Origin of the sequence: Pseudomonas sp. RA_35y_Pfl2_P32, from assembly GCF_963970735.1 — a bacterium.
GTDB lineage: Bacteria > Pseudomonadota > Gammaproteobacteria > Pseudomonadales > Pseudomonadaceae > Aquipseudomonas.
In genome coordinates, this window is record NZ_CAXAQF010000019.1 from 26,393 (window position 1) to 40,880 (window position 14,488).

Below are 14,488 nucleotides of genomic sequence, written 5' to 3' on the forward strand. Positions count from 1 at the left end.
TAAAGGCTCAGCGGTTCATCGGGGCAACAAAGCGGCTTTTGGCCACACTGTTGATCTGTGGCTCGTCGCTGTCGCTGACCTTGAAGCTCAGGGTCTGCGAGCTGCTGGCGGGCTTGTCGGTGGTCATGGCGACCGACACCGGCACATCGAGAATTTCCCCGGGCGCCAGGCTCAACTCGGTCTTGCCTTGCAACTGGAAGCCCTCGCCATCCACCAGTGACAGGCGATAGTCCTGGCGCTGCTGGGTCTTGTTGATGACCTTGAGGCTGTAGATGTTCTCGATCTGGCCCTGGCTGTTTTCGCGGAACAGGCCCCGGTCCTTGCTGACGTCCAGGGACACCATTGGCCGTTCCATCAGGGCCAGCACCAGGGCGCCGATCATCACCAGCAGCACCGCGGTGTAGCCGATCAGGCGCGGGCGCAGCAGGTGAGTCTTGCCACCTTGTAGCTGGTGCTCGGAGCTGTAGCTGATCAGGCCCCGGGCGTAGCCCATCTTGTCCATGATCGAATCGCAGGCGTCGATGCAGGCGGCGCAGCCGATGCACTCCATCTGCAAGCCGTCGCGGATGTCGATCCCGGTGGGGCAGACCTGCACGCACAACTGGCAGTCGATGCAGTCGCCCAGGCCCACCTCGGCCGGCTTCACCTCACGCTTGCGCGGGCCACGGTGTTCGCCACGGGCGGTGTCGTAGGAGATGGTCAGGGTGTCCTTGTCGAACATCACACTCTGGAACCGTGCGTAGGGGCACATGTGCATGCACACCGCTTCGCGCAGCCAACCGGCGTTGATGTAAGTGGCGGCGGTGAAAAACAGCACCCAGAACAGGCTGACGCCGCCCATCTGCCAGGTCAGCAGCTCTTCGGCCAGTGGCCGGATTGGCGTGAAGTAACCGACAAAGGTCAGGCCGGTGAGTACGCTGATCGCCAGCCACATTGTGTGCTTGGCCGAGCGGCGCAGCAGTTTTTCCAGGGTCCAGGGCGCGGCTTGCAGCTTGATCCGCTGGTTGCGCTCACCCTCGGTGACTTTTTCGCACCACATGAACAACCAGGTGAACGAGCTTTGCGGGCAGGTGTAGCCACACCAGATGCGCCCGGCAAACACGGTGATCGCGAACAGGCCGAAGGCGCAGATGATCAACAGCGCCGAGAGCAGGATGAAATCCTGGGGCCAGAAGGTCGCGCCGAAGATGTGGAACTTGCTCTGCGCCAGGTCCCAGAGCACGGCCTGGCGGCCACCCCAGTTCAGCCACACAGTGCCAAAAAACGCCAGGAACAGAAAACCCGCACCACTGACGCGCAAGGTGCGGAACAAACCGGTGAAGCTACGGGTGTGGATCTGGTTGTCGCTGGATTTGGCCTTCATCTTTGAACGCGAAGGCTCGAATGTTTCTACTAATCGGACGGGGATTTTTTCGCTCATGGTCTTTCGCTCATCAGCCTCCATCAGGCCAATGAACTATGCGCGGGCAACTGTTTGCATAACAGACTCAGGTATTGGATTAAAAAGCGGATCAGATGCGCCGCTGAGCCGCCCCTGCGACAACTTGATGCACCCCGCCGGGCGTGGCGCAGGTGCCTATCCCAGGCGCCTGGCGGGGGGCTTGATGGAGATCAGTCAAATCACCGAATCACTGTCAGTGACCTTCAAGTGCCGACGCCCATCGGTCGCACCTGCTACGGTCAATGCGTCGGCTTCTGCTTCGGTGATGTACACGCGCTGACCGTCGAGGTCCACCGCCGACATCGACTTTTCACTGTCGGTGATGATGGTCACGTCAGCGGCCAGGCGAATCTCTTCGCCGCTTTCGGTGGTGAAAAAGCAGGTCAGGTTTTCGATACGCAGGCTCATGGGGCTCTCCACTGTTGACGGGGGCTTTCACATTAGGGTCCAGGGGCCGTCCATCGTTCGCTGCAACCGATTAGCGGTCAGCGCGGTCCATGCCTTATCAACCTTCTATTCGGGACTGCCTCATGGACGCCTGGTGGCATGAAGTCTGGATCACCCTGCAAGCGGAATTCGCCGACATTGGCGACGCGTCGCAGTTGACGCGCATCACCCTGCGCTTGCTGATTGCCGCGCTGCTGGGGGCCATCCTGGGGTTTGAGCGTGAGCAAAAGGGCAAGGCGGCCGGGGTCCGGACCCACATGCTGGTGGCCATGGGCGCGGCCCTGTTTGTGTTGGTGCCACAGATGTCCGGGGCCCAGGCCGATGCCATGAGCCGGGTGGTGCAAGGGGTGATCGCCGGCATCGGCTTTCTCGGCGCCGGGACTATTCTCAAGGGCAAGGACGGCGACGAGAACCACGTCAAAGGCCTGACCACCGCCGCCGGCCTGTGGATGACCGCCGCCATCGGCGTCGCTGCCGGCATGGGGCGCGAGTCGACGGCAGTGCTCAGCACCCTGCTGGCGCTGGCGGTGTTCAGCGTGATGCCGTGGATCGTCAACCGGTTCGATAAGGACAAAGAACCGTAGGGATAGATTTTTATGCCGGGCCGACAATCACCGGTGGCATCGGCGTCGGTGGCTCTTCCCGGGGTGGCGGGTTGGTGCCTGGCGGGTCCTGCTCGGGAACCGGTTGTGGATCGGTCTCGGGGATCACCGGATGGTCGATGTTCGGGTCCGGGGTTTCACCTGGGAAGGGATTGGTCATCGGTCTAACCTCCAGTGGCGCGTGGCGTGGGTCCTGCTTACGGGGGTTGACCTCCCGGTGGTGGATTTGATTCCAGGCAATTGTCGATACAGCTCGCGCAGCGGTTAGCGGGGAGAGGACGTTGGCGTCGCAAGATCTGGCTCGTCAAGGTCGTGCTCGTTGAGTAAGCGCGATAGTTCAGCTTCTGTAATGGTTGTTCGGCCCTGAAGTTTTCTGATCGCCTCCAGTAGCGAGGGTGATGTTTTACGACTTACTCCCCTTGGAGAGGTATCAATACTGTCGCTGTTGAAGTTCAGTAAGTTATAGTTTTCTATGCTGAGTTTCATGGTTGTCCTTGTTTTTATTTTTTCGAGGGTGATCGGAGAGGCCACCTTTTACTTTGGCGTTTATATAGGTTGTTTGGGTAACTCATTGTCTGGATGAGTTGAGTGGGCGTATTCAATGCCCGGGCCGCCGCAATCGCCACGGCTAGCGGTTGCGTGGGCGCCACGTCTTATCAAGTGGCCTTCAATTTTTAGTTCGTAAAGAAGCGAGATGCAAGTGGGCTGGATTTCTGTTGTGGGAAATCTCTTGCGTACTTCTGATCATAATCCTTCAAGTTTAAGGAGGGCGTCTGAAGGATGCGTTTTTTAGTATAAACAGGATCGTTATCGGGTTTTTCTAATGTTGTCCGGCGATTGGCGTGTTTTTAATAACAGGTTGATTGAGATTGGTCTTGCGAAGTTTTTTAATACGCTTGTCATGCTTTTCCTATATCTATGTAGGCTTCGTATTTTTATTAGTTCTTACCCGCCCCAAAAAGGCGACGAACGGTCAAGTGCGGCGTGGCATTGCTCAAGCGTCCAGTGGCATCTGGCCTGAGTCGTGCTTAAGTAGGTTGACCGCTGTGCCGAGGATTTGAATCCAGCCAATTCCCGATGAACTTTTGCCGGTGCCTGTCGCTCGGAACCTAAGTGAGCTCATTCGGTGCGCGACTACCTGGCCGACGACACCCAGACACATGAGCGTCCTTGGGGCGTAAAGGAGAGAGGCTCGATGACGGCTGAGAAACCTGATGAGTTGAACTACAACCCTCACATGCCACTGTCCCGGGCGCTGTTGCTGCCGCGCATCGTGATTGAAGACACCATGCCGATCCTCGAAGGCGGGCAGTTTGCCGTCAAGGCGGTGGTGGGGCAGGACGTAGTGGTGACCAGCAACGTGTTTGCCGACGGTCACGACAAGCTCGCGGTACGGCTGCGCTGGCGCAGTGACGGCGATGAGGTGTGGCACAGCGAGGTGATGAGCGACCTGGGCAACAATGGTTGGCAGGGTCGTTTCCGTGTGCCGGCCCAGGGGCGTCATGGGTTTTGCATCGAGGCCTGGATCGACCACTTCGCCAGTTTTTGCTACGAGCTGGACAAGAAGCACCTGGCGAGCGTCCCCGTCAGCCTGGAGTTGCAGGAAGGCCGGCTGCACGTTAAGCAAGCCGCCGAGCGCGCCGAAGGGCCGCTGCGCGAACAACTGACGGCGTTGCACCAGCAATTGTCCGGTTTGCTCGAAACCGAGCAGGTTGCGTTGTTCCTGCATCCCCATAGCGCCGAACTGATGGGCCAGGCCGATCACCGTGCCTACCTCAGCGTGAGCCCCGAGTACCCGCTGGACGTGGAGCGCGAGCTGGCGCAGTTCGCCAGTTGGTATGAGTTGTTTCCCCGTTCGATCACCGACGACCCCGCGCGCCATGGCACCTTCAATGACGTGCATGCGCGCCTGCCGATGATTCAGGACATGGGGTTCGACGTGCTGTATTTCCCGCCGATCCATCCGATCGGGCGCAGTTACCGCAAGGGGCCGAACAACTCCCTGACGGCCGGCCCGGACGATCCGGGCAGCCCCTATGCCATCGGTAGCGAGGAGGGCGGCCATGAGGCGATTCATTCGCAACTGGGCAGCCGCGAAGACTTCCGCCGGCTGGTGGCGGCTGCGGCCGACCACGGTCTGGAAATCGCCCTCGACTTCGCCATCCAGTGTTCCCAGGACCACCCTTGGCTGCAGCAACACCCGGGCTGGTTCAACTGGCGTCCGGACGGCACGATCAAATACGCGGAAAACCCGCCGAAGAAATACCAGGACATCGTCAACGTCGACTTCTATAGCCGCGAGGCGATTCCCAGCCTGTGGCTGGAACTGCGCGATATCGTAGTCGGATGGGTGGAGGAGGGGGTGAAGATCTTTCGCGTCGACAACCCGCACACCAAGCCGCTGCCGTTCTGGCAATGGCTGATCGCTGATGTACGTGCGTTGTACCCCGAGGTGATCTTCCTCGCCGAAGCCTTCACCACCCCGGCGATGATGGCGCGCCTGGGCAAGGTCGGTTATTCCCAGAGTTACACCTATTTCACCTGGCGCAATACCAAGCAGGAACTGGCCAGTTACTTCAGCGAACTGAACCAGTCGCCCTGGCGCGAATGCTACCGGCCGAATTTTTTCGTCAACACCCCGGACATCAACCCCGGCTTCCTGCACCAGTCGGGGCGTGCCGGGTTTCTTATCCGTGCGGCGCTGGCGACCATGGGCTCGGGGTTGTGGGGCATGTACTCGGGGTTCGAACTGTGCGAGTCGGCACCGGTGCCGGGCAAGGAGGAGTACCTGGATTCGGAGAAGTACCAGATCCGCGTCCGCGACTTCAATGCCCCCGGCAACATCATCGCCGAGATCGCCCAGCTCAACCGCATCCGCCGGCAGAACCCGGCCTTGCACAGTCATCTCGGGTTGCAGCTGTACAACGCCTGGAACGACAACATCCTGTACTTCGGCAAGCGCAGCGCCGATGGCAGCAATTTCATTCTGGTGGCCGTCAGCCTGGACCCGTTCAATGCCCAGGAGGCGCATTTCGAGCTGCCGCTATGGGAGCTGGGCCTGGCGGACGATGCCGTCACCCAGGGCGAAGACTTGATGAATGGCCATCGCTGGACCTGGTACGGCAAGACCCAATGGATGCGCATCGAGCCCTGGCATCAACCGTTCGGCATCTGGCGGATATCGCTATAGCGCTGCGTGATCAGGCCCGCACGACCGGCGTCTGCCACCCCCATTGAACAGGAGATTGTAATGGCGAAGAAACCCAGGTCAGCCACCTTCAGCGATGACCCGCTCTGGTACAAAGATGCGGTGATTTACCAGGTCCACGTCAAATCCTACTTCGACTCCAACAACGACGGAATCGGCGATTTTCCCGGGCTGATCGCCAAGCTCGACTACATCGCCGACCTTGGCGTCAACACCATCTGGCTGTTGCCGTTCTATCCTTCGCCACGGCGTGACGATGGTTACGACATTGCCGAGTACCGGGGCGTGCACAGCGACTACGGGACCATGGCCGATGCCAAGCGCTTCATTGCCGAAGCCCACAAGCGCGGGTTGCGGGTAATCACCGAGCTGGTGATCAACCACACCTCCGACCAGCACCCCTGGTTCCAGCGGGCACGCAAGGCCAAGCCCGGATCGGCGGCGCGGGACTTCTACGTGTGGTCCGACGACGACCAGAAATACGACGGCACGCGGATCATCTTCCTCGACACCGAGAAGTCCAACTGGACCTGGGACCCGGTGGCCGGCCAGTATTTCTGGCACCGGTTCTACTCCCACCAGCCGGACCTCAATTTCGACAACCCGCAGGTCCTGAAGGCGGTGCTGTCGGTGATGCGCTACTGGCTGGACATGGGCATCGATGGCCTGCGCCTGGACGCCATTCCGTACCTGATCGAGCGCGACGGCACCAACAACGAAAACCTGCCCGAGACCCATGACGTGCTCAAGCAGATCCGGGCCGAGATCGACGCCAATTACCCGGACCGCATGCTGCTGGCCGAAGCCAACCAGTGGCCGGAGGACACGCAGTTGTATTTTGGCAACAACAACAAGAAGAGCGGCGATACCCACGGCGACAACGGCGACGAGTGCCACATGGCGTTCCACTTTCCGCTGATGCCACGCATGTACATGGCCCTGGCCCAGGAAGACCGCTTCCCGATCACCGATATCCTGCGCCAGACCCCGGAGATCCCGGCCAACTGCCAATGGGCAATTTTCCTGCGCAACCACGATGAGCTGACCCTGGAGATGGTCACTGACAAGGAGCGCGATTACCTGTGGAACTACTACGCCGCCGACCGTCGGGCGCGGATCAACCTGGGCATCCGCCGGCGCCTGGCACCCTTGATGGAACGTGACCGACGCCGGGTCGAGCTGCTCAACAGCCTGCTGCTGTCGATGCCTGGCACACCGACCCTGTACTACGGCGACGAAATCGGCATGGGCGATAACATCTACCTGGGTGACCGGGACGGTGTGCGTACGCCCATGCAGTGGTCGATCGATCGCAACGGCGGCTTCTCCCGCGCCGACCCGGCCAGCCTGGTGCTGCCACCGATCATGGACCCGCAGTACGGCTACCTGTCGGTCAACGTCGAAACCCAGGCGGGCGATCCCCACTCGTTGCTCAACTGGACCCGGCGCATGCTGGCTGTGCGCAAGCAGTCCAAGGCGTTCGGCCGCGGTACCCTGAAAATGCTCTCGCCGAGCAATCGCCGGATCCTCGCCTACACCCGGGAATTCACCGGGACCGATGGCCGCCACGAAACCATTCTTTGCGTGGCCAACGTGTCGCGCAGTGCGCAGGCAGCTGAGCTGGATCTTTCGGCCTACGTCGGCATGGTCCCGGTGGAGATGTTGGGGGGCAACGCCTTCCCGCCCATCGGCCAGCTGAATTTCCTCCTGACCTTGGCGCCCTACGGGTTCTACTGGTTCGTGCTGGCGGCGGAAAACCAGATGCCGAGCTGGCACGTGGAACCGGCGCAGAGCCTGCCGGACTTCACTACCCTGGTCCTGAAAAAGCGCATGGAAGAGTTGCTCGAAGCACCCTCGCGCACCCTTTTGGAGCAAAACGTGTTGCCCAGCTGGCTGCTCAACCGTCGCTGGTTCGCCGGCAAGGACGCCAGCATCGAATCGGTGCACATCGCCTACGGGGTGCGGTTTGGTGATGCCCAGCATCCGGTGTTGTTGAGCGAAATCGAGGTCAGCAGCCAGGGTCAGACCAGCCGCTATCAATTGCCTTTCGGTTTTCTGGGCGAGGAGCAGATGGGCGCGGCACTGCCCCAGCAGTTGGCCCTGTCGCGGGTCCGGCGTGGGCCGCAGGTCGGCCTGGTCACCGATGCGTTCAGCCTCGACAGTTTTGTGCGGGCGGTGTTGCAGGCGATTCAGGCGCAGACGGTGCTGGCGTCCAGCGACGGCGAAATTCGTTTTCAACCCACCGCCCAACTGGCGGCGCTGGGGCTTGGGGCCGAGTCCGAAGTGCGCTACCTGTCCGCCGAGCAGTCCAACAGTTCAGTGGTGATCGGAGGCAGCCTGGTGCTCAAGCTGATCCGCAAAGTGGCCGGTGGTGTGCACCCTGAGCTGGAGATGGGCGCGTACCTGACGGCGGCGGGCTTTGAACATATTTCGCCGTTGCTCGGCTCCGTGGTGCGGCGCGACACCCAGGGCGAGGATCACCTGCTGATGATTGCCCAGGGCTACCTGAGCAACCAGGGCGATGCCTGGGAATGGACCCAGAACAACCTCGAGCGGGCGATTCGTGACGAACTGGCCGATGCCATGTCGGAACAGGACCAGCACTACAACGCCCTCGGCGAACTGCAGGATTTCGCGGCCATGCTCGGCCAGCGCCTGGGGGAAATGCACCTGTTGCTGGCAGCACCCGGCAAGGACCCGGCGTTCGGCAGCGAAGTGACCACCGCCAAAGATCAGAAGGCGTTGTACACCTCGATCGCCGCGCAACTGGAACGCGCCTTGTTGTTGCTCAAGCAGCACCAGGGGCAACTGGGGGCTGCCGATCAGCAGCGGGTGGCCCGTTTGCTGGAACAGCGCAAGGTCATTCTCAAGCACCTGCAAGGGTTGGCCGAACAGGCCACCGGCGGCTTGCGCATGCGGGTTCACGGCGACTTGCACCTGGGCCAGGTGCTGGTGATCAAGGGCGATGCCTACCTGATCGACTTCGAGGGCGAACCGGCGCGGGCATTGCATGAACGCCGGGGCAAGCACAGTCCGTACAAGGATGTCAGCGGGGTCCTGCGATCGTTCGATTACGCGGCGGCCATGGCGCGCAACGGGCAGGGCGTCGACAGTACCGAGCAAGCGGATGTCGCCCGCGCGCGGGTCACCGAACGTTATTTGCGTGAGGCGCAAGCTGCCTTTGTCCAGGCATATCGGCTGGCGACAGCTAGTCTTGCTCATGCCTGGCAGATTCCTGGGGCCGAAGACGCCGCGCTGGCGTTGTACAGCCTGGAGAAGGCCGCTTATGAAGTACTGTACGAAGCTGAAAATCGTCCCGCCTGGCTACCCGTGCCGTTGCACGGGCTCTATGGGTTGTTAAGTGGACTTGAACCCTTTTCCGAGATAGGTGGAGAGCAGTGATGAAGGAACGGGGAATCAAAGAGGCGCTGCTGCCAGCAGCGCGCGACATCGAGGCACTGGTGCGTGCCGAACATCCGGATCCGTTTGCGGTTCTCGGACCCCACGGGGACGACGCCGGCGGCCAGTTCATTCGGGCGTACCTGCCGGACGCCTTGAGCGTCCAGGTGCTGGCCCGCGACAGCGGCGACGTGCTGGGCAGCCTGACGGCCAGCGAGGTACCGGGGTTGTTCGTCGGCCATTTCCCCCAGGCCCAGGCGTACGTACTGCGCACCCAGTGGGCCGGTGGCGAGCAGACGGCCGAGGATCCTTACAGCTTTGGCCAGTTGCTGGGCGAGATGGACCTGTATCTGTTCGCCGAAGGCAACCACCGTGACTTGAGCGCCTGCCTGGGCGCCCAGTTGCAGAACATCGATGGGGTAGACGGGGTGCGGTTTGCCGTATGGGCGCCGAATGCCCGTCGGGTCTCGGTGGTGGGTGACTTCAATATCTGGGATGGTCGCCGCCACCCGATGCGCCTGCGTCATCCCTCCGGGGTCTGGGAGTTGTTCATCCCGCGCCTGCAGGTGGGGGAAGCGTACAAGTACGAGATTCTGGGGGCCCACGGGATCTTGCCGCTCAAGGCCGATCCCATGGCCCTGGCCACCCAGTTGCCGCCGGACACCGCGTCGCAAGTCGCCGCGCCCTTGACCATCGACTGGCAGGACCAGGCCTGGATGCAGGCCCGCGGCGAACGTCACCAGTCGAGCGCGCCGTTGTCGATCTATGAGTTGCATGCCGGCTCCTGGCAGTGCGAGGTGGACGATGTCGGGGAAGTGGCGCGCCAGTACAGCTGGTCCGAGCTGGCCGAACGCTTGATTCCCTACGTGCAGAACCTGGGGTTTACCCATATCGAGTTGATGCCGATCATGGAGCATCCCTTTGGTGGCTCCTGGGGTTACCAGCCGCTCTCGCAATTCGCGCCCAGTGCGCGCTACGGTTCGCCCAGTGACTTTGCCGCCTTCGTCAATGCCTGCCACCTGGCCGGGATTGGGGTAATCCTCGATTGGGTGCCGGCGCATTTTCCCACCGACACCCATGGTCTGGCGCAGTTCGATGGCACCGCACTGTACGAGTACGGCAACCCGCTGGAAGGCTTTCACCAGGACTGGGACACCCTGATCTACAACCTGGGGCGCACCGAGGTGCACGGTTTTATGCTGGCCTCGGCGTTGCACTGGCTCAAGCATTTTCATATCGACGGGCTGCGGGTCGATGCCGTGGCCTCGATGCTCTATCGCGACTACTCGCGCAAGGCCGGTGAGTGGGTGCCCAACCGCCATGGCGGGCGGGAGAATCTGGAAGCCATCGATTTTGTCCGCCACCTCAATGACGTGGTCGACCTCGAAGCACCGGGCGCCCTGGTGATCGCCGAGGAGTCCACTGCCTGGCCGGGCGTCAGCCAAAGCACCCAACAAGGTGGGCTGGGCTTTGACTACAAGTGGAACATGGGGTGGATGCATGACTCCTTGCACTATATTCAGCAGGACCCGGTGTACCGCGCTCACCACCACAATGAGCTGAGTTTCGGTTTGGTATACGCCTGGTCTGAGCGTTTTATCCTGCCGATTTCCCACGACGAAGTGGTGCACGGCAAACATTCGCTGATCGACAAGATGCCCGGCGATCGCTGGCAGAAATTCGCCAACTTGCGGGCCTACCTGAGTTTCATGTGGGCGCATCCGGGCAAGAAGCTGCTGTTCATGGGCTGTGAATTCGGCCAGTGGCGCGAATGGAACCATGACCAGCAACTCGATTGGTATTTGCTGCAGTACCCCGAACACCAGGGTGTGCAAAAGCTGGTGAGCGACCTCAACCAGCTGTACCGCGATGAGCCGGCGCTGCATGACCAGGATGATGTGCCCCAGGGTTTCCAGTGGTTGATTGGTGATGATGCGATCAACAGCGTGTACGCCTGGCTGCGCTGGAGCAAGGACGGTCGCCCGGTGCTGGTGGTGGCCAACTTCACTCCGGTACCGCGTCCGGCCTACCGGGTGGGCGTCCCGTTCGCCGGGCGCTGGAGCGAGCTGATCAACAGCGACGCGGGCATTTACGCCGGGTCCAATTATGGTAACGACGGCGGCGCACAGGCTGAAGAAGAGAGCAGCCACGGCCAGCCGCTGTCACTGGTGCTGGACTTGCCGCCGTTGGCGGTGTTGATGTTGCGCCCGCTTGGGTAGAGGCCAACCTGATACTTCGCGGGTGCCTGACCTACCGCTATCGTCGGAACGCCGCCCGGACCAAGCTCACCAGCGCATCCGTACGCCGAGACTGCCGATCAGGCCGTTGAGGTCGTTATCGTCGACGTCGCTGCTGTAGTCGGCACTGACGTAGAGGCTGACGTTGGGGCTGACCCTGGCGACCAGCCCCAGGCCCAGTTCGACGGTGGAGGAGTAGCGGCTGCTGCTGATCTTGTCGACCTCGCCCAGGGTCACCGTGTCGCTGGTGTTGATCCGGCGCCACAGGTTGGTACGCACGTAGGGTTCGACCGGCAGGCCATTGATGTCGTAGCTACCTTTCAGGCGGGCCCCGACGCGGCCGCTCCAGGTACTCGATTCATTGGCTTGGGCGTTGCCGTTGGCGTAGGGGGTGTCCAGGGAAATGCGCTGGTTGATCAACTGCGCCTGGGGTTCAATCACCCAGTGCTTGCTGATCCCGATGGGAAAGCCCCCTTCCACCGACAACGTCACCGCGTTGCCTTCGGTGACTTGGCGTTCGCCCTGGGCGTTGCGGCTGAAGCCGCTGACCCGGCCGCCACTGGCACTCAGGTCGACGTGCCAGCCGTTGGCGCCGGTCAGGCTCCAGTACGCGCCCAGGCTGTCGCCGTGGACGTTCAGGCTATCAGTGCTGGGGTTGCCCAGGGCCGGACCGACCAGCATGCCCTGGCTGTTGCCCTGGATCTGATGACTACCTCCCAACAGGCCCACCCGTTGAGTGCTGCCGCCGTTGCCGTGCACGGTCAACAAGGCCGGCCCCTTGGCCAGCGCAGCGCCGACTGTGGCGAACTGTGAGTTGAGGACATCCTGCTCGGCCTGGGTGGCGGCGTGGCCGTAGACCTGTTGCCAGGCTTTAGGGGCGGCGTGTTCGATGGTCAATAACTGGTTGTCGAGTCCGGGCTGGCGCATGAACTGGGCGGATTCAGGCATGGGCGGGGCAGGGAAGGCGGAGGCCGGCACGTCCTGGCGATACCAGGGTATCGCCTCGTCTTCGGCAGACGATGCCACAACCTCCATGGACGTACACAGCAGCAGCGAAGTCGACAGGGTGTATAGGGTGACGGTTATCTCGTGCTGGATAAGTGAGGTATTCATGGAGGTCTACCTTGCTGCATACGCATGCCATATCTGGTCTTGGCGTCTCTCCTACCCCGAATGAGGGGCGACCGATTTCATTGAGGCAAGCCTTGGCGGCCCGTCGAAACGGGAGCTGGAGGCCTGCCCCAGGAGTTGTTTCCGGGGGTAGTAAGGATTAGCTAAGAAGACCCGGGGCCCTGCGTCAAGAAATTGAACGATGAGCGGTATGGCTAATTTAGGTGCTGCAACTGACTGAAAATTGACGAGTCTCTAAGCTGTTGTTTCGCTGGAAAATCATCCGGGAACAGCTCTGCGTTACGCTTTTCCCTGGATTTAGAGGTGCACCTCGACCGCCAGGGGCAAGTGGTCGGAAAGATGGCTCCAAGGTTTGTTGCCGAGGATTTTGGGGGCGTGGCTGCTGGCATTGCGCAGGTACACGCGGTCCAGGCGCAGCAGCGGGAAACGGGCCGGGTAGGTCTTGGCCGGGCGCCCGTGATGGCGTTCGAACGCCTCATGCAAGTCATTGCGCCCAGCGAGCGTGAGGTTGCCTTGCAGTTGCCAGTCATTGAAGTCGCCCGCGATGATCACCGGAGCGTCCTCGGGCAGCGATTCGATCAACTGGCACAGCAGCGCAATTTGCAACTGCCGATGGCTTTCCAACAGGCTCAGGTGCACACAGATGGCGTGGACCTCGGCATGGCCCGGTACGTCCAGCACACAATGCAGCAAACCACGGCGTTCGGGCCCGGTGATCGACACATCCAGATTGCGGTGGTGACGGATCGGGTACTTGGACAGCAGCGCGTTGCCGTGGTGACCGTTGGGGTACACCGCATTGCGTCCATAGGCGAAGTCGCTCCACATGCTGTCGGCGAGGAACTCGTACTGCGACATCGAAGGCCAGTTACTGTGGCGCGTGGCGTGGCGATCATGCTCGCCCAGCACTTCCTGGAGGAACACCAGGTCGGCGGACGTACTGCGCACGGCCTCGCGCAACTCGGGCAGGATGAAACGGCGGTTGAGGGCGGTAAATCCCTTGTGGGTGTTGACGGTCAGCACCCTGAGCCGATGCACGGGCTGGGGGCTGTCCAGCGGCGGGACTAGGCCGGGTTGACGTTCTGGGTCGGGGTTCACATGCACTCCTGGAAAGTCGCGGCGGGTTACCCATGCGACTGATGCCGTGGCCGGCAGTTCAGTGTTTCACCGCCGATCGTCGACATTCACGCGGGTGGGCCTTACAGAAAAATGACCTCATAAGGTTGGCGCAAGCGCTCCAGGACCACCTTGGGCAGCAGTGGTGCGATGCCCATGTCCGGGTCGCCATCCAGTTGGCTGGCATAGGCGTGGATGGCGTGGCACTTGCGCGCGATCGTCCAGCTGTCCAGGCGCACCTTGCGCGCGCGGTGCCAGGGGATCAGCCCCTGGTCGCGCAGCGGCCAGTGCCAGGCCCAGAATGGCACCTCATGGACGCGCGCCCCGACCATCTGGGCGGCCTTGGCACTGGCGCGGCCAACGGTGTCATGGTCGACGATGCCGTCTTCGCGCCAGGTGCTGAACAACACATCGTCGGGGCGCAGGTAGCGGGCAATGAAGTGGGTCAGTTGCGTCTCGCGCTCGGCCAGGGCGGTGTCGGCAAAACCGCCTCGAATCCACTTCAGGCTGTGCATGGGCAGCCCCAGCCTGCGCAGGGCCTCGACACTTTCCTGGGGGCGAAACACGCTCAGGCGTTTCTCCGGCCAGAGTTGCGAACCCGGGTAGCTGGCGCTGCCGTCGGTGACGGAAATCAGTTGCAGGGGATGCCCCAGGCTGGCGAACAATTGCAGCAGCCCGCCGCAGGTCACCACTTCATCGCCGGGGTGGGGTGCGATCACTACAGCGCGGGCGCCGGCGGGGATGATCGAGTGGGTGTTGATGACCGGCAGGTTGTCCAGTTGGCGGGCGCCGTTCCAGATCTGCGCGGGCAGGTGGCCGTCGAGGAGCGAGGTGCTTTTCATGTTGATACGTCCTTGTGCAGGTGAGCTGTCGGTCGTCTCCAGACGCCTGAACGACAGGCTGGGTG

10 protein-coding genes are annotated in these 14,488 nt (G+C 61.8%); 4 read left to right on the forward strand and 6 right to left on the reverse strand.

The genetic code is table 11. From position 1 onward, the window contains the following. Positions 1-7 precede the first annotated feature (7 nt). Entirely contained in the window at positions 8-1,420 is a 1,413-nt protein-coding gene (ccoG, locus tag AACY45_RS19415) for a cytochrome c oxidase accessory protein CcoG (RefSeq protein WP_339546951.1), read from the reverse strand. A gap of 195 nt (positions 1,421-1,615) precedes the next feature. Beyond that, positions 1,616-1,849, reverse strand: coding sequence for a DUF3203 family protein (locus tag AACY45_RS19420; protein ID WP_339546952.1), 234 nt, complete (start codon positions 1,847-1,849; stop codon positions 1,616-1,618). A gap of 122 nt (positions 1,850-1,971) precedes the next feature. On the opposite strand from AACY45_RS19420, the gene AACY45_RS19425 reads away from it, so the two are divergent. Further along, positions 1,972-2,472: an MgtC/SapB family protein gene (locus AACY45_RS19425; RefSeq protein ID WP_339546953.1), complete on the forward strand. Its 501-nt coding sequence runs from the start codon at positions 1,972-1,974 to the stop codon at positions 2,470-2,472. Positions 2,473-2,482: 10 nt separating this feature from the next. On the opposite strand, the gene AACY45_RS19430 is transcribed toward AACY45_RS19425, so the two are convergent. Next, entirely contained in the window at positions 2,483-2,650 is a 168-nt protein-coding gene (locus AACY45_RS19430; protein ID WP_166591689.1) for a hypothetical protein, read from the reverse strand. Between the two features lie 1,035 nt (positions 2,651-3,685). Here AACY45_RS19430 and AACY45_RS19435 point away from each other — a divergent pair. From AACY45_RS19435 to glgB, 3 genes are read left to right on the forward strand one after another with little or no spacing between them, the layout of a single operon-like run. Then, positions 3,686-5,680 (forward strand): alpha-1,4-glucan--maltose-1-phosphate maltosyltransferase, encoded by a 1,995-nt coding sequence (locus AACY45_RS19435; protein ID WP_339546954.1) that lies wholly within the window; start codon positions 3,686-3,688, stop codon positions 5,678-5,680. Between the two features lie 60 nt (positions 5,681-5,740). Further along, positions 5,741-9,100, forward strand: coding sequence for a maltose alpha-D-glucosyltransferase (gene treS, locus AACY45_RS19440; protein ID WP_339546955.1), 3,360 nt, complete (start codon positions 5,741-5,743; stop codon positions 9,098-9,100). Next, positions 9,100-11,316, forward strand: a complete 2,217-nt coding sequence (gene glgB, locus AACY45_RS19445) for a 1,4-alpha-glucan branching protein GlgB (RefSeq protein ID WP_339546956.1) — start codon at positions 9,100-9,102, stop codon at positions 11,314-11,316. Before treS ends, glgB begins: the two co-directional genes overlap by 1 nt. A 66-nt stretch (positions 11,317-11,382) precedes the next feature. On the opposite strand, the gene AACY45_RS19450 is transcribed toward glgB, so the two are convergent. The 3 genes from AACY45_RS19450 to AACY45_RS19460 form a co-directional block, all read right to left on the reverse strand. Beyond that, entirely contained in the window at positions 11,383-12,447 is a 1,065-nt protein-coding gene (locus tag AACY45_RS19450; protein ID WP_339546957.1) for an autotransporter outer membrane beta-barrel domain-containing protein, read from the reverse strand. Between the two features lie 315 nt (positions 12,448-12,762). Beyond that, positions 12,763-13,563 carry an endonuclease/exonuclease/phosphatase family protein gene (locus AACY45_RS19455; protein WP_339546958.1) on the reverse strand — a complete coding sequence of 267 codons (801 nt, stop codon included), beginning with the start codon at positions 13,561-13,563 and terminating at the stop codon, positions 12,763-12,765. Between the two features lie 101 nt (positions 13,564-13,664). Continuing rightward, positions 13,665-14,423 carry a PIG-L deacetylase family protein gene (locus tag AACY45_RS19460; RefSeq protein ID WP_339546959.1) on the reverse strand — a complete coding sequence of 253 codons (759 nt, stop codon included), beginning with the start codon at positions 14,421-14,423 and terminating at the stop codon, positions 13,665-13,667. Between the last annotated feature and the right edge of the window lie 65 nt (positions 14,424-14,488).

Excerpts from the sequence above, each read along its gene's own strand:
- AACY45_RS19460 (WP_339546959.1), bottom strand. The coding sequence starts at position 14,423 with ATGAAAAGCACCTCGCTCCTCGACGGCCACCTGCCCGCGCAGATCTGG.
- AACY45_RS19450 (WP_339546957.1), bottom strand. The coding sequence starts at position 12,447 with ATGAATACCTCACTTATCCAGCACGAGATAACCGTCACCCTATACACC.
- AACY45_RS19420 (WP_339546952.1), bottom strand. The coding sequence starts at position 1,849 with ATGAGCCTGCGTATCGAAAACCTGACCTGCTTTTTCACCACCGAAAGC.
- ccoG (WP_339546951.1), bottom strand. The coding sequence starts at position 1,420 with ATGAGCGAAAAAATCCCCGTCCGATTAGTAGAAACATTCGAGCCTTCG.
- AACY45_RS19430 (WP_166591689.1), bottom strand. The coding sequence starts at position 2,650 with ATGACCAATCCCTTCCCAGGTGAAACCCCGGACCCGAACATCGACCAT.
- glgB (WP_339546956.1), top strand. The coding sequence starts at position 9,100 with ATGAAGGAACGGGGAATCAAAGAGGCGCTGCTGCCAGCAGCGCGCGAC.
- treS (WP_339546955.1), top strand. The coding sequence starts at position 5,741 with ATGGCGAAGAAACCCAGGTCAGCCACCTTCAGCGATGACCCGCTCTGG.
- AACY45_RS19425 (WP_339546953.1), top strand. The coding sequence starts at position 1,972 with ATGGACGCCTGGTGGCATGAAGTCTGGATCACCCTGCAAGCGGAATTC.
- AACY45_RS19435 (WP_339546954.1), top strand. The coding sequence starts at position 3,686 with ATGACGGCTGAGAAACCTGATGAGTTGAACTACAACCCTCACATGCCA.